The organism is Moorena sp. SIO4E2, from assembly GCF_010671945.1.
Classification (GTDB): domain Bacteria; phylum Cyanobacteriota; class Cyanobacteriia; order Cyanobacteriales; family Coleofasciculaceae; genus Moorena; species Moorena producens.
Window position 1 is genome coordinate 11,470 of record NZ_JAAHIE010000042.1, and the last position, 16,426, is coordinate 27,895.

Consider the following 16,426-nt stretch of genomic DNA (forward strand, 5'->3'; position numbering starts at 1 on the left):
GTAGGAATAGTCACACAGTCCACTGCTAATGGCACTACAGCGATGACCAACACCATCCAATGCACCTTAACTGGAAACATCGAGTCAGTAGCTCAGGTAAACTATCTCCTAAGTCAGGATGGCCTTCGATTCAAAATCAAAACCTTACCCACTGATGAGATTCCTACTGGAATCCATTCCTGGCAAGTCGCCCCTAATACTAGCTCAGATGGTGTAATTGGCTCTCTCTACCTAGAAGCGATGACTGAGACAGTCCAGGAGGAGCAATGGTTAATCGCTGGCAGAGTCGTGCAGTTAGGCAAACGGGGACAGTTTGTACAACTCAAAGTGTCCAGACCAGGACAGAAAACCCTGAAAATCAGTGTCTTGGGCTCTAGCAAGCACATGAAAATTGGGGAACTGTGGGAAGTAGTTGCTAAGCGCCAACGGGATACCCTGATTTTACATCGAGCTTTACCCCAAGTAGAGCACAATTCCAATAGCCGCCCAGCTTCGAAGAAAAACCGCAGCCACAAACCGGTCGAGTCTAGGAAGTATAAACATGAGTCAACATTTCAACAAACCCAAACAACCTTGTTACAGCAGGCTCTGACCAAGCTATCAGATGACCTAAATCCCTCCAAATCCACACTAGCTGCTCCCCCGACGGAAACCATTGATAGAGTCTTAGCCACGTTGAAACAGAAAACCGGTGTCAACGATTGGCAATTAGACTTGCCTAAACAGCGAGGTCGAACAAGATGGGAATGGGAAGCGTTCTCCCCTTCAACCCAGCAACAAGCACGAGTGAGTTTGAAGGGAAACTATATCCACGTATATTATTACCAGTTTCCGGATATCCCATCTCCAAGTGTTGATTCTCAATCCTATGATCGTTTAATTGTTACTCCTTTAGGAGCAGCTAGAAGCATTGGTGCCAGTTGTTTCCAAATTCTGATTGGTCCCTATGAAGTAGTTTTAGACTGTGGCACTCGACCCAAAGGCTACGACCCTTTGCCCGCCTTGGACTATCTGGATAATCCTAACCTGCTCCTGATCTCCCATAGCCATCAAGACCACCTTGGTGCTGTGCCCGTCTTTCACAGCCGCTACCCTGGTGCGCGGATGATTTCCACTCATGGCACCAGGGAAATCGCCCATGTCATGCTCAGGGATGGACTTAAGATACAGCAACTGAATGAAGACTCTCCAGAGTTATTTGATGAGGCCGATTTAGAACGAACCTTGTTTCAATTGGAAACTCAACCAGTAGGCAAAGACTTTGAGCCCTTACCGGGACTAATGGTAAGGTTTATCAATGCCGGGCATATCTTGGGTGCGGCTTGTATCTATCTGCGCTATAAGGATATGTCTTTACTCTACACCGGAGACTTCCACACTACCAATAGTCGCACCACTAACGGCTTGAATTTAGCTGAGCTTCCTGAAGCAGATATTTTAATTACTGAGTCTACCTATGGTTCCTCTGTCCACCCCGGTAGAAGAAATCAAGAAACTGCATTGATGGAATCCATTGCTGAAGTAGTGCAAGCTGGGGGCAATGTCTTGATTCCCTCTTTTGCCTTGGGTAGAGCTCAGGAAATCTTGTTAGGGATCCGCACCTCCAAGTTATTTAATAAATTAACAGTTCCCATCTTTGTGGATGGATTGGTCAGAGCAGTCACAGAGGTATTTCGAGAAAACCTGGACTTGTTACCTGTTCCAGTTCAAAACTTAGTTAAGATTAACGGCCAGGAACCATTCTTTGATAAAACCAGTACACCCCCGATTATTTCTATCGAACACTTTCGGGAACGTCCGATTGCGATCGCAAAACCCAGTGTAATTGTGGCCAGTTCCGGTATGCTGACCGGTGGACCTTCAGTCTATTATGCCTCAGTACTGCTAGAGCGAGAGAATGCTGCCATCTTTATTTCTGGCTACACTGATGAAGAATCCCCTGGCCGACTCCTGCAAAGTCTCAAGACTGGGGACACTATTGAACTAGATGGGAAACCAATTACCGTCAAAGCTCAAATCAAACGGTTTAACCTCTCTGCCCATACCGATAAGGTGGGACTCGGACAAGTAATCAACAAGGTAAAGCCCAAGCACCTAGTCTTAATTCACGGAGAATTAGAAGCCTTACACCAAGTAGCCCGGTCTGGAGACAATCAGTCCTTGTTCTATATTCATATTCCTGCTGTGGGGGATAAAATTGAATTAGGAGTAGCACCGGAACAGCTTTCCCGACAGCAGCTTGCTAAGATTCAGCAACCCCAAGAGTTTGACGTGATGGTGGAGACCTTTGGGACCGATGCTTGGTTGCGAGTTCCCGAAGAGGTAGTGGAAAAAGACCCTCGATGGCAGACCTTGAGTATCAGCGGCATTATCAAAGCGCGATGGGATGGTGTGAATCTCAAGCTTGCTCCCATGCAACCGGAAATGATACTTCAGGAAGAAGAAATTGAAGCAGGGCTTAAGAGTGGAAAGGATTGCTGTGCCGTGTGTCAGTTTTTCAGTGGTAGATTTTGTGAATCTCCTGATAGTCCTTTGTTTGAGCGGAGGGTTGATCCCTTGGCAATCTGTGATCAATTTCAATCTAAAGTCCAGGATTTGTCAACTCTTGACACTGACCTTCTGTTGGCAGAGGAAGTTGATTACTAGCAGGAGCGCTCTCCTACTCAATATCTCCGAGATTTTCCCGAGCTTATCCATTTAAAAAAGGCGGCACCCAGATTCGAACTGGGGATAAAGGCTTTGCAGGCCCCTGCCTTACCACTTGGCTATGCCGCCACTAGTTTCTTATTATATCATACTATTTCTGTTTAATTACCCATATTACAAATTTTTCCGCGTCCAGTGCGTCCCCTTTCTCCGGTGCTGACCTAGTCAACGAAGACGCAAAGAACGCTTATAAGTAGTTTTTTTACTGGTTAATGCTACCGTTAGGCCAAGTTACCTGATTTAGATTAGTATTCTCGAAATTAGCACCATTGGTCATAGCATCCCTGAGATCAGACCTTTCTAAGTCTGCCCTCGCCAGATCGGTACCATTGAGATTGGCACCAGTCAAGTTAGATCCTTTTAAATCTGTATTACTTAAATTGGCACCAGTCAGGTTAGCACCGCTTAAATCCGCATTGGCTAAATCTGCTCCAGCAAAATCGGCACCAGTGAGATTGGCATTACTTAAGTTAGCCTGACTTAAATCAGCACGGCTGAAATTAGCACCAGTCAGGTTAGCATTAGTCAAATCTGCTCCTGACAAGTCCACATTCGTACAATCTGCTCCACTTAGGTTAGCACCGCTGAGGTATTTATCGATCAGGGGTGTACACTTATTAATATGCCCTGACCCTAGATTATCCCCAAACGCTGTGGATTGGTCTTGAGGCACACTTACCTCTGTTGGCGCTGCTTCTGGGACTGGTGTAGATTCCAATAGCTCCGCTTCTGCGACTCGTCTAGGTTCTACAAAATTAGCTAACCATCCTATACCCGCAAGAGCGAGTAAGACTGTACCCATACCAATCAACATCAGACCAGACCGATTACTATGATGTTTGGGGAGTAGGGATTTAGAATGCGATCGCTTTTTAATCTCAGCAAGGGCTTTTTCCATAAATTCTGGCGGAATTTGTGCCTCTTTACCTGCTTCAATCAACTCCTTTACAGAATAGCTTTGGTTGTGCTGAGCATAGAGTTGAGCCGCTAGGGCGAATACTTGGTGGGCTTGGTCTTCAGGGATACGATCTTTTGGGAGTTTCATAGTTATTTGGAGCGTTGGGAAGCCAGTTAGAGCTGAGATAGTATCAGCGTCAGGCTGTCAAGCCTTTCAGTTTCTAATCTAGCAAGCCAGACTTTCAAGTGTTAATGGTTGGTTAATCGAGGTTGGTGACCTCACGGCTAAACTGATCACGGAAGTGAGGGTAATCTATCCCGCCAGTCAATAAACTTACCTTAAAGTGACGCTGGGCCTATGGTTAATTAGCGTATGCTTTGGATTTATTCTTCTGTATCTTGCTAATACTTGCTAATATAATGAGATCTGTTCGCTCATTTCGCTCATAGTAACGTGGTGACCCTTCCTGTTCAACAAGAGCATCTCTTTAACCGCAGCCTCAACACCATCAAAGGTGTAAAACTACTCTTTGTGGAAGCAGAGCTGCTTTTCAATGTCTCTTGCCCTGATCTTGATGCCCTCAAACAGCAACTGGAAAATCCCTTCTCGATCTTTGTCTGTGGAGAATTTAATGCCGGAAAATCCAGTGTGCTGAATCGGTTGAGTAATGACGAGCTAGCTGCTGTGGGCATACTTCCGACCACAAACTCGATTCAACCCTATTACCCAGAGGGGTTTGATGGCATTGTCTTTATTGATAGCCCAGGCACAAACTCTATCATTGAACGTCACCAAGAACTTACAGAGAATTATCTACAGCATGCTGATATCATCCTGTTTGTCACCTCAGTGGAACGACCTCTGACTAAATCAGAGCTGGACTTTCTCTCGTTAGTCAGTAAGATCTGGGTACGTAAAGTAATCGTTATTATTAATAAAGTGGATCTGGTCACCCCACAAGAGAGTGAACAGATTATCTCACACGTCAAAGATGGACTTCATGATGTCTTTACAGAAGTACCACCTTTATTTACAGTATCAACACGCACTGGCAACGACATCGACACCCTACGAGACTTCCTACTAGAGTTTCTGGCAGAAACCGAAAAAATACGGCTAAAACTTCAGGGTCCTCAGAACTCTTTGTTAGTTTACCTAGAGCAGTTAGAGAAAAAGAACCATGAGGCACGGCAGAAAGTCATTGCCGAAAAGACGATATTTGACCGATCTCTGTTGCGAATCGATGAGCGAATTGAGCAATATGACCTGATTTTTGGTGTCTTTAGAGAAAAAATTCGTGACCTGTTTACCAATCTAATTCAACAATTACATAAAGTAATCCAGGATAATTTCGCCTTCATTAGCCTATTGAAAAAGCGTATTATTAGGGAAGACGACCTACTGGAAGAAAAAGTAGCTAGGGCGATTAAGGAGGTAAAACTTGAGCAGCAGATGGAGGAAATTGTTAAGGAAGCAGCATCAACTCTTGTGAAATATCGAGAACAAATTATTCGGGAAGCTAGGGAAGATTTACAAGTAGCAGCAAGCCTCTCAGAAGACTCGTTTCAGGTTCCCGAACTTAATAGTGGTAAAATTGATACCACTTCTATCTCTGAAAATCTTAAGGTAGCCTCAGAAAAGGGACTCAACAATTTTTTGACCTTGGGAACTGCCGCCGCAGCAACAGGAATTGGCGGACATGTGGTAGCCACTGCTGCACTATTTGATCTGTCAGCTTTTGTACTAGCTCTGATGTTGACCATGTTTAGCTTCAATGCGGTTCCTAAGCAGCGTGATAAGGCAACCCAACAGCTTGATGAAACCTTGCGTGAGTTGCAGAATAACTATACCGATAAGCTAAAACAAGGTTTGCAGCAAGAATTGGTAAACAGCCTCAAGCAGTTCACTGACTCTCTGAAGCCGAGACTGGGGGAAATTGAGCATAAACTCGCTGCCAGTCAATCATTGGAGGATAATTTACAAAGTCTCCGGCAGGAGATTAACGATATTTTAAAGGAGGTAGAGCAGCTATAGCTGTCACAGCGTAAGCATTCAGCTATCAGCTATCAGCTATTAGCTATCAGCTATCAGTTATCAGCTTATGCGCTACAGATGGTGCTACTTGAGGTGCTATCAGCTATCAGTTATTGGCCAGGTTACTGTTCGCGCAGCGTGCGCGTAGCGCAATCCGTGCTTTTGAATAAAATAAGCTGACCACTGACCGCTGACCACTGACTGCTGAACGCGCACGCGTGCGCGTAGCGCATATGCTTAGATGGGCTTTTGCCCACACTTTCAATTCTGTAAAATCTCGAACTATTAAATTCTCCCTGTCGATGTTTATTTTAAGCATGATAGCTGACGGCTGAATGCTTAAGTCACGGCTGTTTCATCAAATGATTTTTAATATTCATAGTCGCAAGCTCACGGTCTACCCTGATTCGGAACGAGTGTTTGTTCATCTATTTGGCTCACAACCGACAGCATTCTGGCTAGACAGCTCTCGCGTAGAACCTGGTCTATCTCGTTTTTCTTTTATGGGAGATGGTACAGGACCAAACAGCCTGCTAGTGCAATACTCGATTACTGACCAAAAACTTACCATTAACTGCTCAGGCCAAACAACACATCGTAGAGAAAGTATCTTCTCCTATCTACACAGAGAACTTGAGCGTCGATACAACTGTTTAGAAGGGCTTCCGTTTGACTTTAACTGTGGTTTTGTTGGCTACTTTGGTTACGAACTAAAAGCAGAATGTGGAGGAAATATAGTCCATCAATCGCAATTTCCAGATGCGATGTTTCTCTTAGCAGACCGAATTATTGCTTTTGACCATCAAGAGCAAGTAACCTATCTGTTGTGTCTGACTAAAAAAGGGGAAACTGAGCAAACAAATGCTTGGTTTGAAGGTATCGAAAAACAGCTTTGTACTCTACCTCCTTTGCCTCCCATTGAGTTAGACTATACTCATCGAAAAGTTAGCTTTCGATTGAGTCGTTCCTACCAGAGATATCTGGAAGATATTCAAGAAAGTCTCGATCAAATTAAAGCTGGAGAAAGCTACGAAATTTGCTTGACTAACAAAATTTATGCCAATATCGAACTTGACCCCTTGGCATTTTACCGAAGGTTGCGCCAACTCAATCCTGCACCCTACTCTGCCTTCCTAAAATTTGGCGAGCTAGCTGTGGCTTGTTCATCCCCAGAACGATTCCTGAAAATTGACCCCTCAGGTTGGGTGGAATCTAAACCCATCAAAGGAACTGCCGCACGAGGCCAAACAGAAGAAGAAGATCGACTGTTGTGCGAAGCGTTACGCACTCAGGAAAAAAACCGTTGTGAAAACATAATGATTGTAGACTTACTTCGGAACGATTTGGGCAGGGTTTGCGAAATTGGCAGTGTCCATGTCCCTAAGTTAATGGATGTGGAAACCTATGCCACAGTTCATCAACTGGTGAGTACAATTCGGGGTCGTTTGCGTCCAGATGTAAGGGTGGGAGACTGTATCCGTGCCACATTTCCTGGAGGATCCATGACTGGTGCTCCTAAGATCTCAACCATGGAGATTATTGATCGATTGGAACTTCAGGCCAGGGGAATCTATTCCGGAGCGATCGGGTTTCTTGCACTCAACGGTGCTGCAGACCTTAACATTGTGATCCGAACTGCTGAGATTACTCCCAATCAAGTATCGATTGGTATCGGTGGTGCTCTGATTGCGTTATCAAATCCCCAGCTGGAATTTGAAGAAACCCTACTCAAGGCTGAAGCCCTAGTGCGTGGGATTGTCTACACGGTTTGTGGAGAGTTTTCTCCAGAGTTGTTTGAGATTGTTGATACTCCCGTCGCTAAATCACGAGATTATAGCGAGGGATTCTTAAGAGTATAAAACCCTTAACGGCTGAACCAAACAGCCTCTACACCCTCAGATCAAATCCTTGGGCTTACTTTTTCAAGGTTTTTGTTGATTTAAGTTTCCAGCAGAGGCTTTTCAGCTTGCACTTAAACCGACACTCTTCTCTCCCTAGGAGACGCTAAGCGAACGAGTGTAATAATATATCTATTATAGCAGAAATATTTAGGATACGCAACAAATTCGGTATCCAATTTCCAAGGGGCTGTGTGGGTCACCTGCAGGAGCACTTTATACGCCCCGTCTCCCGCGCTTGTCTAAGGGCTATAACGGGAGGGGAATTGGAGTTTAGATGGTTTACAAACCGAGATGGTTAATTGTTAATTGTTTGTTAATTGACCATATCTGTTAGTTAACCCTTTTGTCCACTGCTGTAGTGAAAGTCAACAACTACCAGACAATAACCTATCGGTAGACCCTCACTTGGGCGGTAGAGTGCCGAACTTCGTTCGGTAGAGTTGTTGAATTGCCAAAGCTACCAAACCAATGGTAGTAATACCAAAGATAAACGTGGCTAGGGTACTGACTCCCACTACCAGCGTCCGAACTGCGATCGCAATTTTGAGGGCTGTCTGAGAGTTAGAGGTGAGGGGTTTATTAGCAAAGGTTGTAGCAATCGAGGCAGTTATAAAATAAATAGCGCTCGTCAATCCTCCAGAAATCAATGCTCCCGTAAGGCAGCGCCAGGGGGAAGGTAGCGCTTGAGTACTGTTAGGGGTTTCCGTGTCTTGGTTAGATGTTGTCATTAGTCATTAGTGACCAGTATTCAGCAAGTATTAAGCAGGGTTTAAACTATTATCCAGTAGCTTGTTATCTGTACTAGGTGTTATCTCTACTCGTTGAACTCTCCGGAGGCTCACCCACAGGGGATTCTAACCTGACAGATCTCAACCAGTTATCGATACCAGGATCAATAACGAAGCTACCAGATATAATATTACCTTTGTGTGTGTGTAATTACCTTTGTGTGTAATACTTAGTTTTAAGATGGTTTGATAGCTGCTTCCAACCTTTGTAGGGCTTCTTTGAAGTCTTGATTAACAATAGTCACATCAAATTCATCAGCAGCTTCAATTTCGGCTTTGGCAATAGAAAGGCGTTGGGCGATTACTTCTTCACTATCCTTACCCCTCAAGCGAATCCGCTGCTCTAATTCATCTAGACTTGGGGGTAGTACAAAAATACGCAGGGCAGAGGGAAAGGTTTTGTTGATTTTCCTTGCCCCAACCAATTCTATTTCTAAAATAACTGACCTACCCTTCTCAAGAAGCTGCTTGACTGGCAAACTAGGTGTACCGTAGTAATTACCAGCGTACTCAGCCCACTCTAAAAGCTCATCCCCTATGATCATTTCTTCAAACTGGTCACGAGTGACAAAGTAATAGTGTTTCCCATGCACCTCCCCAGGACGTGGTTGCCTGGTGGTTGCTGAAACCAAAAGCTCAAGTTCCGGGTGTCGCTTCAGGAGCTGGCGCAGCAAGGTTCCTTTACCAACACCAGAAGGACCAGTCAATACAATGAGTCTCCCTGCTTCCATGTTGAGTCTAGTTAAGCTTCAAGCTTAATGGTTACCATTGTGACTATCTTTATTGATAACGAAGCGATGGGCAACAGTTTCTGGCTGAATTGCCGAGAGGATGACATGGCTGGAATCGGTCACAATTACCGCTCTGGTGCGACGCCCGTAGGTTGCATCAATGAGATATCCACGCTCTTTTGCCTCAGTAATGATCCGCTTGATAGGAGCAGACTCTGGAGAAACAATTGCTACAACTCGGTTTGCTGAAACAATGTTACCAAAACCAATATTAATCAGCTGAATGTCCATGAGCAACTAACGGCAAAAGCCGGATGAGAAGCTAGTATAAGTATTCAAGTACAATAGTAGCGACATTAATTTAGCCTTACAAGCCTAAAATCCGGTTTTTTACCAGATTTTAGGGAATCATCCGTCTTAACTCTTGAGTGCATAGGGTATTTTGTTCCCAGATAACCAACCCATGGCTCAAGCTGGAGCAAGGGTGCGTGGGTCACTAATCCTGGGATGATAACTGCTGATAGGCAAGGTACACAGCCTCCAGAAACAAGTTAGCCGTGACAACTGACGGTACCTTTTCCAAGGCAATCATGTCTTTGACCTGATCAGCCAGTTGTCGGCTTAACTTCGCTTTTGCCTGAAATGTCATTGCCTCCCGCCGCTGCAAATACTCTCGAATCATAGCAAAGTCTTCTGGCTGCAAGGGGGAGAAATCTGCCTGGGTTTGGAGCTGATTGGCTAAGGCTTGAGCCTGATCGGAGATCTCGAAGCTAGCAGAAGCCATAGGCTGCTCTTCTTGGACTACCAGGGTTCCTGCTAACCAATCTCCCAAGCGTTTCTCTCCCTTGCTAAAGATAATTAAAAATACTCCCAGGAACCATAAATCATCAACAGGTCTCAGCAAAGCACGTAGGGTAGCTTGCTGTAGTCTCACTGGTCTAGCATCATCACGAATGACACGAATTTTACCATAGCGCTTACCTGGTGTTTGTCCCTGCCATAGGGTTTCAAACAAAACGAAATAACCCACGTAAATCGAGAAAGTAATAAATAGATAAATGGCTAATAGCCACAACCCTAAATCATTAATACCAAAAAAATAGTCTAATAAGTCCAGCAGTTGGGAAGATAAAAAGCCCCAAGCAATTAGAAATACTAATAAAATTAATCCTAAGACAATATAATCAATTAGCAAGGCATAAGCTCGACTGCCAATCCCTGCTAAGGTTAATTCTAATTCAACACTTTCTGGGGTTTGTATAGTGACTCGATTAAAAAAATTAATCGGTGTTGAGCTTAGCTTCCCCATAGCTGTAAATCTATGCCTTCTTTACGACTACATAGATCGTAGTATATCACTGATTTAATCGCTTGCCAGAAAGGAACCAACAAGGCACCACTAGCAAAGCTCAACCCAAAAACTAGCACTAAATAAAGCCAGATAAAAATTGCTGATTCTTGAGGAAACAAAAGAGATAATAGAGTTTGTATGATGAATGTAGCTATCTGTACAGCAATCGAAATTGGTAGTGATATTAAAAATCCAACAACTACTATCCCTTGAATACGTAATATAAATCCCTGAGTTAATTTCCAGCTGCGACCAATGGCTGCCCTGGCACCGATAGAATTTTCTATAGCCAGGGTTATTTCATAAATCAACAACCGAGATATAAACCAGATAAATCCAAATAAAAAAGCAATCATAAAAATACTCAAAACCAGAAATCCTATGATAAGCATAGCAACACTATTCTCAGGGAGAGTATCGAGACTATCTAAAATAGTACTGCTATTCCCAGAAATTGAAGCAAGGACTCCGATCAAGATACTAAGAAGAACAATAATTACCATTATTGCCACCCAAGTTATCAAGGATACTAGGATTGCTGCTCCAAACGTTATCAAGGATACTAGGATGCCTGCTCTGAGAAAACTCCACATCCGAGCATTGACATGGCGGCGAGCCTCATTCACTGTTTCTGGACGTTCAATGATTTCCCTAAAGGCTAGACGTGAAATTAGCCCAAACATGGCACAAAACTTAGCCCAGCCATATATGGGAACTAATAGCCATAGATAACCGATAAAAGCTAGACGATAATATAACTTAAAATTGTCGCGGTAGATCCGCAAACCGACATTAACGACATTACCAATACTGAGTGGTCCTAAAGATTGGTTGGGACTAGGCTCATAAGACATGGGTCGATGGGGCTATTGATGGCAAGACAAGTTTTAACGCTATCTTAAGGGAGGTTTAGGAAAATTACACGGAAACTTTATGAATATTAAACGTTGGATTGGGCGGCGGGAAGCAAATTGGAAACAGTTGGATACTCTCCTGCAACAAGTGGAGAAACGAGGAATCAAGTCTTTGCCAGCATCCCAAATCAAGGAACTCGCTAGTTTGTATCGCTCCGTCTCAGCGGATTTAGCCCGTGCTAGAACTAACCAAGTAGGCCATACCCTGGTCAAGGATTTACAACGACTCACCTCTCGGGGCTATAACCAGGTTTATCAAGGTTCTCGCCGTCAAGACTGGCAAGGCTTAGGGGAGTTTTGTCGGTGGGGTTTCCCTGCTGTAGTGCAACAGACGTGGAGTTATATTGCGATCGCAACCGCAGTGTTTCTGCTCGGAGCCTTAATTGCCTGGTGGTTGGCTTGGCAAGATCCAGTGTTTATCTCCCTGGTGGTTCCGGAACAGTTAATTGAACAAGTACGCGATCGCCAGGAATTGTGGATGGGTTCGATTTTGGGCATGAAACCCTTAGCCTCCAGTGGCATTATGATTAACAATATATCGGTATGCTTTCGGGCAGTGGCTGGTGGGATTACCTGCGGTGCCTTTACCCTATATATCATGGCATTCAACGGAATACTGATTGGTGCCATTGGAACCTTAGTGGGTCAAAATAACTTAGCTTATCCCTTCTGGGCATTTGTGTTTCCCCATGGTTCCCTGGAATTACCCGCTATCTTCTTTGCTGGTGGAGCTGGTTTACTCATCGCTAGAGCAATTCTGTTTCCAGGCCAATATCGCCGGGTAGATGCATTGAAATTTTATGGCTCCCAAGCGGCTCAGTTGATGTTTGGGATTGTGCCGATGTTGATTATTGCTGGTATTATTGAAGGGTTTTTATCTCCCAGTCCCTTAGTGCCATCATTCCTCAAGTATTTGGTTGGAATCGGACTGTTTACCCTTTTGGTTATATATTGTAGTAGTCAGAAACTTGAGGATACATGAAGCTTCCACCACCTGAACGAGGTGGTGGTGTCCTATGCTAACCTGGAACTACCCCTAGTCCACAGGTCACACAAGCACGCCCAGCTTCTAGGCGGTCGTCCAGAGCTTTTGCTGGAACGACCCTCGTTGCTATTTCTACGAACGAGTTTAAGCACACCTCTAGCACCGATGTTGTAAGCACCGTTTAAATCTGCATTAAACCGCTTACCTGAAGGGAAGGTTGCCTTGGAGTATTGTTGGGAATTTCGTTTGACCGTACCAGAGCCATCAAAAGCCAACTTTGAAGTATAGGCAGCAACAACCTCTATTACTCTGCCACCTAATTCAGCCCATTTCATTTCCGTGAAGCTGCGAATTTTTGCTTTGAGCCATCCGTGGAATCTTTGCCTTAAATTAGAGCGCTTTTTCCCACCTCTTGGCTTCCACCCCAAAAGATTCTCAAAGACAATTGCTAAGGCCGTAGGCCACGCTACGCGAACAGAATTAAACTTTTCAGCAATCTCTACAATCCGCTTGGAGACAACATGGCTAATTTGATTATTAATTCTTTGGCACTTTTGATAAGTCTTGGAGCAAAACCCTTTATGCAGTTTTCCTCCTCTGCCCATCGTTTTTGATGCTCTTTTTGATACGGACTTTAGTCGTTTATCCCTGCGGTCTATGTCTCTTCCAAGGTGAAGAAAATCACGATGGATTACAGTGCCGTCATGGGTTACGACTGCTACGGTAGCAGTAGTGTTTATACCTAAATCTACCGCAGTAACATTAGCCTCTGGTTTGCGTTTTTCTGGCTTACAAGTGAATGGAACAGACAGATGGCAGCACCTATCATTGAAAATCAACGACGGAGACATCATTTTGTTTGTAGTCACCTGGTGGCGCTCTCTTAAACCGGTGATTTGAACCATAGTCCAGACCCAGTTTTGGCCATCAAAAACTTTGATTTCTACTTGGTCGAAACCATGCAGCTTGTAACACTGTCCTTTGTACAAAGCTGGATAGCAGCCAGTATCAGCATTTAATCTTGGTGGCTTACTATCTCTTCTTTTTCGACTACCAGATTGCCATTCGCGGTATCGAGTTACATAGCTACTAACCTGCCCAGCTGCAAATGCAATTGCTGCTCGACGGTAGTAACTAGGAAACTTATAAAAAGTCTTATTGAACTGGGGATATTTTATGTCAGGTCGCTTGGCTGTTTGGTGCATTAGCCGCTCAACAGCAGGAGTTAATTGATCTGCTGTTAAATTGCCAAGCTCAGACCAATGAGTATAAATAATACCAACCAAATACCGACAAGCGCGGCGATATACTTTAACCGTTTCCCCTAATAGTAGTTTTTGATCGGGGGTCGGACTAAGTTGCCACTTGTCAGTTCGTATAACTTTAGTTGGCGTTTTCACTGGTTTAATAAAATCTCCTATAGTTAATATTTTAACCTACAAAAGATAAGATGGCAATCGACTTATCAATGCTCCTTGACCCCCACCTGAGCGTTCGCGCAGCGTGGCCTACGGCCAGGTGGGGGAATGCGTCGCATGTTTGTTCAAAGTAGATTCCGAGCTTTAACTCGTAAGTAGCTCTCAACCAGTTGCTGACTAATCTGATTCGCTGGTGCATCCAAGACCAAAACTCCTTTTTGCTTCAACCGGGCAAAGGCAACTTGGCGCTGGGCAATTAAATCCAGAGCGACAGCACGGGTATAAGCGGCTTGCCCCGGGTCAGGGTTAAGATCAACACTAATTCTCTTTCTCCCCTGGGCCTGGTATTCCCTGTGCCAAAGCTGGTCTTCACTAACAATTTTCTCTAACTCAGCTGTATTAGGCGGAGTGTGCGCCAATTGGTCAACAAGGGGGTCTCGAAGGGTGACACAAAACGGTAAGTAGCGAGGGGTGAGGCGTTCTAGGGCTGCTAGCAATTCAGCGGAAGCAGTAACATCCACGATGTCTGTAATCAGTACGACTAAAGCACGACGAGTTTGCTGATTCACGAGTTTTGTAACAGCACCAAAATAGTCCGGTTCTAATAACACTGGCTGAATCGGAGTGAGGCGTTCTATGAGTTTCGATAGTTGATGTTGACCCCGTTCTGGTGGAATCCAGGTCGTTATGTCTCGATCGAAGACACCCACGCCCACGCGATCGCCCCGATGTAACCCAGCTAATGCTAGGGCTAGAGTACTATTCAATCCCCAATCAAACCGCTTCAGTTGAAGTACCTGTGCAGTCATCAACCGTCCCCGGTCCAGTAATATAATTAAAGTCTGCTCTTTTTCCGGTTCCAGCACCCTTACTAAAGGGCGAGAGCGGCGAGCGGTGGCTTTCCAATCAATCAGGCGAGTGTCATCACCAATGCCATAGTCCCGCAGTTCAGCAAATTCTGTGCCACCACCCAAGCGTCGGGAACGGCCCATGGTACCAGTATTTTCCAGGGTGAGGCGAATAGAAAGCGATCGCAAACTAACTAAGTCTGGATAAACTGCTACGTTCTGACTCCCTGGGATTTTCCAATCATCCCACACCAAGCCCCAAGGACTCAACTGGCGCACGTGAATATCTCCCCAGTGAAACTGACCTCGTTTGGCTGGGTGAACCGTATAGGTTAGTTCCTTGTTACTATTCCGGTCAAGGGTAGCAGTGATGGTTGGGGTGGAAACAGCAAACTCTAATGGATAGTAGTCCTTAATCAGAATTCGAGCAACCTGATTTCTAGATTCCACTGACAGCACGATCGGATTATCTCGCCCAATGGATAACCGTTGTAAAGGGGTGCGGGTTACCTTGACTCGGTTAGGTTTGACCCGTTTTCCATCCCATAAGGCTATACCAAGGACAATTCCATCAAAGACAAGAGTACTAATTAGACTGATTTGCTGATTAAAAACAGTAGCGAGTAATAATGCGATCGCAATACCTAGTATTAACAGTAAATAGGTTCGTTGTGAGGGAATCATAATTTTTTTTGAGTGCTGAGTGCTGAGCCACTCACCTAGGCACTGGAACTTGCTTGAGTAATGAAGCTATTACGCTATCGATCTGTAACCCATCTAACTGCACCTCTGGTTTCAGAATCAGACGGTGACGGAGTAGAGGGAGTGCGATCGCTTTTACATCATCCGGTGTCACATAATCCCGTCCTGATAACACAGCTTGGGCTTTACTGGTTTGTAACCAAGCTACAGCAGCTCTCGGGGATGCTCCCAAGGCTAAATCAGGATTTTGCCTGGTTTGCTGAACTAAGGCTAGCAAATAATCCAGCACCTTCTCGTCTACTTGGACAGCTTTAACCTCTTGACGAGCACTCAAAATTTGTTCTACAGTTGCTAGAGGTTTCAGACGTTCTAAATCCAAACGGCGTCCACGAAATCCTTTCTGAGTATTGAGCAACATTTGCTTTTCTGCCGCTGCATCTGGGTAATCCACTACCAGCTTGAATAAAAATCGGTCTAACTGAGCTTCTGGTAGGGGATAAGTACCTTCAAATTCTAGAGAGTTTTGGGTAGCAATCACCCAAAACAATTCAGATAGGGGCAATGTTTCCCCGTCCAAGGTGACTTGCTGCTCTTCCATTGCCTCTAGCAGCGCTGCTTGGGTTTTGGGTGGGGTGCGGTTAATTTCATCAGCTAGCAAAATCTCAGTAAAGACTGGTCCCTTTTTGAGGGTAAAGTTGCGGGTATTCAGGTCAAAGATATTGGTTCCTAAAATATCCGATGGTAGAATATCTGGGGTTAACTGAATCCGCCGAAATTCGGCTTGGATTAGCCTTGCTAAAACTTTGACAAGCAAGGTTTTACCGGTTCCTGGTACCCCCTCAATAATGACATGTCCACCACTAAGCAACGCTACGAGTAACTGTTCGACTAGGGTGGATTGACCGACAATTATTTTGCCAAGGGTTTGCTTGAGGCGGTTCAAGACAGGGATATCATTGCTCATTTGGGTTGATTCGCTATCCTGTGGGACAGTTTTCGTGGTACCACAATAGCATGGGCAAACTCTGGTTGATTGGGGTTGGGATTAGTTAGCTTGGTATGCGGTAGTTTACACAATCGGGCAGTTCTGATAATCCCATCAATCAACACGAATTTGCTGCCATTTTCCCAACCATTTTAGTAAGTCTGA

Annotated in this window: 14 protein-coding genes and 1 tRNA gene; 4 read left to right on the top strand and 11 right to left on the bottom strand. The window is 44.7% G+C overall.

Annotated features, from left to right (window positions below):
* Positions 1-42 precede the first annotated feature (42 nt).
* Positions 43-2,646: an MBL fold metallo-hydrolase gene (locus tag F6K37_RS07740; protein ID WP_287249318.1), complete on the top strand. Its 2,604-nt coding sequence runs from the start codon at positions 43-45 to the stop codon at positions 2,644-2,646.
* 58 nt (positions 2,647-2,704) lie between these two features.
* On the opposite strand, the gene F6K37_RS07745 is transcribed toward F6K37_RS07740, so the two are convergent.
* A tRNA-Cys gene (locus tag F6K37_RS07745) sits at positions 2,705-2,775 on the bottom strand.
* Between the two features lie 133 nt (positions 2,776-2,908).
* The gene (locus F6K37_RS07750; protein ID WP_008191356.1) at positions 2,909-3,751 is read right to left on the bottom strand and encodes a pentapeptide repeat-containing protein; all 843 of its coding nucleotides are present in this window, start codon (positions 3,749-3,751) and stop codon (positions 2,909-2,911) included.
* Positions 3,752-4,060: 309 nt separating this feature from the next.
* Here F6K37_RS07750 and F6K37_RS07755 point away from each other — a divergent pair, with 309 nt between their 5' ends.
* Complete coding sequence (locus F6K37_RS07755; RefSeq protein ID WP_202799293.1) at positions 4,061-5,638, top strand: dynamin family protein; 1,578 nt, start codon at positions 4,061-4,063, stop codon at positions 5,636-5,638.
* Between the two features lie 106 nt (positions 5,639-5,744).
* Here F6K37_RS07755 and F6K37_RS07760 read toward each other — a convergent pair whose 3' ends face one another.
* On the bottom strand, positions 5,745-5,957 hold the full coding sequence (locus F6K37_RS07760) for a hypothetical protein (protein WP_287249321.1): 213 nt from the start codon (positions 5,955-5,957) through the stop codon (positions 5,745-5,747).
* Positions 5,958-5,973: 16 nt separating this feature from the next.
* Here F6K37_RS07760 and pabB point away from each other — a divergent pair, with 16 nt between their 5' ends.
* Positions 5,974-7,497 carry an aminodeoxychorismate synthase component I gene (gene pabB, locus F6K37_RS07765; protein ID WP_287249323.1) on the top strand — a complete coding sequence of 508 codons (1,524 nt, stop codon included), beginning with the start codon at positions 5,974-5,976 and terminating at the stop codon, positions 7,495-7,497.
* Between the two features lie 443 nt (positions 7,498-7,940).
* Here pabB and F6K37_RS07770 read toward each other — a convergent pair whose 3' ends face one another.
* The 5 genes from F6K37_RS07770 to F6K37_RS07790 form a co-directional block, all read right to left on the bottom strand.
* The gene (locus F6K37_RS07770) at positions 7,941-8,267 is read right to left on the bottom strand and encodes a DUF3082 domain-containing protein (RefSeq protein WP_008191363.1); all 327 of its coding nucleotides are present in this window, start codon (positions 8,265-8,267) and stop codon (positions 7,941-7,943) included.
* A gap of 236 nt (positions 8,268-8,503) precedes the next feature.
* Positions 8,504-9,058, bottom strand: coding sequence for a guanylate kinase (gmk, locus tag F6K37_RS07775; protein ID WP_008191364.1), 555 nt, complete (start codon positions 9,056-9,058; stop codon positions 8,504-8,506).
* Positions 9,059-9,082: 24 nt separating this feature from the next.
* Positions 9,083-9,349, bottom strand: coding sequence for an extracellular matrix/biofilm regulator RemA (gene remA / locus F6K37_RS07780; protein ID WP_008191366.1), 267 nt, complete (start codon positions 9,347-9,349; stop codon positions 9,083-9,085).
* Positions 9,350-9,554: 205 nt separating this feature from the next.
* On the bottom strand, positions 9,555-10,367 hold the full coding sequence (locus tag F6K37_RS07785; RefSeq protein ID WP_008191368.1) for an RDD family protein: 813 nt from the start codon (positions 10,365-10,367) through the stop codon (positions 9,555-9,557).
* Entirely contained in the window at positions 10,355-11,263 is a 909-nt protein-coding gene (locus F6K37_RS07790; RefSeq protein WP_008191370.1) for a hypothetical protein, read from the bottom strand. The genes F6K37_RS07785 and F6K37_RS07790 overlap by 13 nt, the downstream gene beginning before the upstream one ends.
* Before the next feature lie 79 nt (positions 11,264-11,342).
* Between F6K37_RS07790 and F6K37_RS07795 the strand changes: the two genes are divergently transcribed.
* A complete protein-coding gene (locus tag F6K37_RS07795) occupies positions 11,343-12,305 on the top strand; it encodes a stage II sporulation protein M (RefSeq protein WP_008191372.1) in 963 nt (320 codons plus the stop codon).
* A gap of 32 nt (positions 12,306-12,337) precedes the next feature.
* Here F6K37_RS07795 and F6K37_RS07800 read toward each other — a convergent pair whose 3' ends face one another.
* The 3 genes from F6K37_RS07800 to F6K37_RS07810 all read right to left on the bottom strand — a co-directional run bounded on the left by F6K37_RS07800 (position 12,338) and on the right by F6K37_RS07810 (position 16,240).
* Positions 12,338-13,708, bottom strand: a complete 1,371-nt coding sequence (locus tag F6K37_RS07800) for a zinc ribbon domain-containing protein (RefSeq protein WP_008191375.1) — start codon at positions 13,706-13,708, stop codon at positions 12,338-12,340.
* Between the two features lie 143 nt (positions 13,709-13,851).
* The gene (locus F6K37_RS07805) at positions 13,852-15,258 is read right to left on the bottom strand and encodes a DUF58 domain-containing protein (RefSeq protein WP_287249327.1); all 1,407 of its coding nucleotides are present in this window, start codon (positions 15,256-15,258) and stop codon (positions 13,852-13,854) included.
* Positions 15,259-15,289: 31 nt separating this feature from the next.
* Positions 15,290-16,240 carry an AAA family ATPase gene (locus F6K37_RS07810; protein ID WP_008191379.1) on the bottom strand — a complete coding sequence of 317 codons (951 nt, stop codon included), beginning with the start codon at positions 16,238-16,240 and terminating at the stop codon, positions 15,290-15,292.
* Positions 16,241-16,426 lie beyond the last annotated feature (186 nt).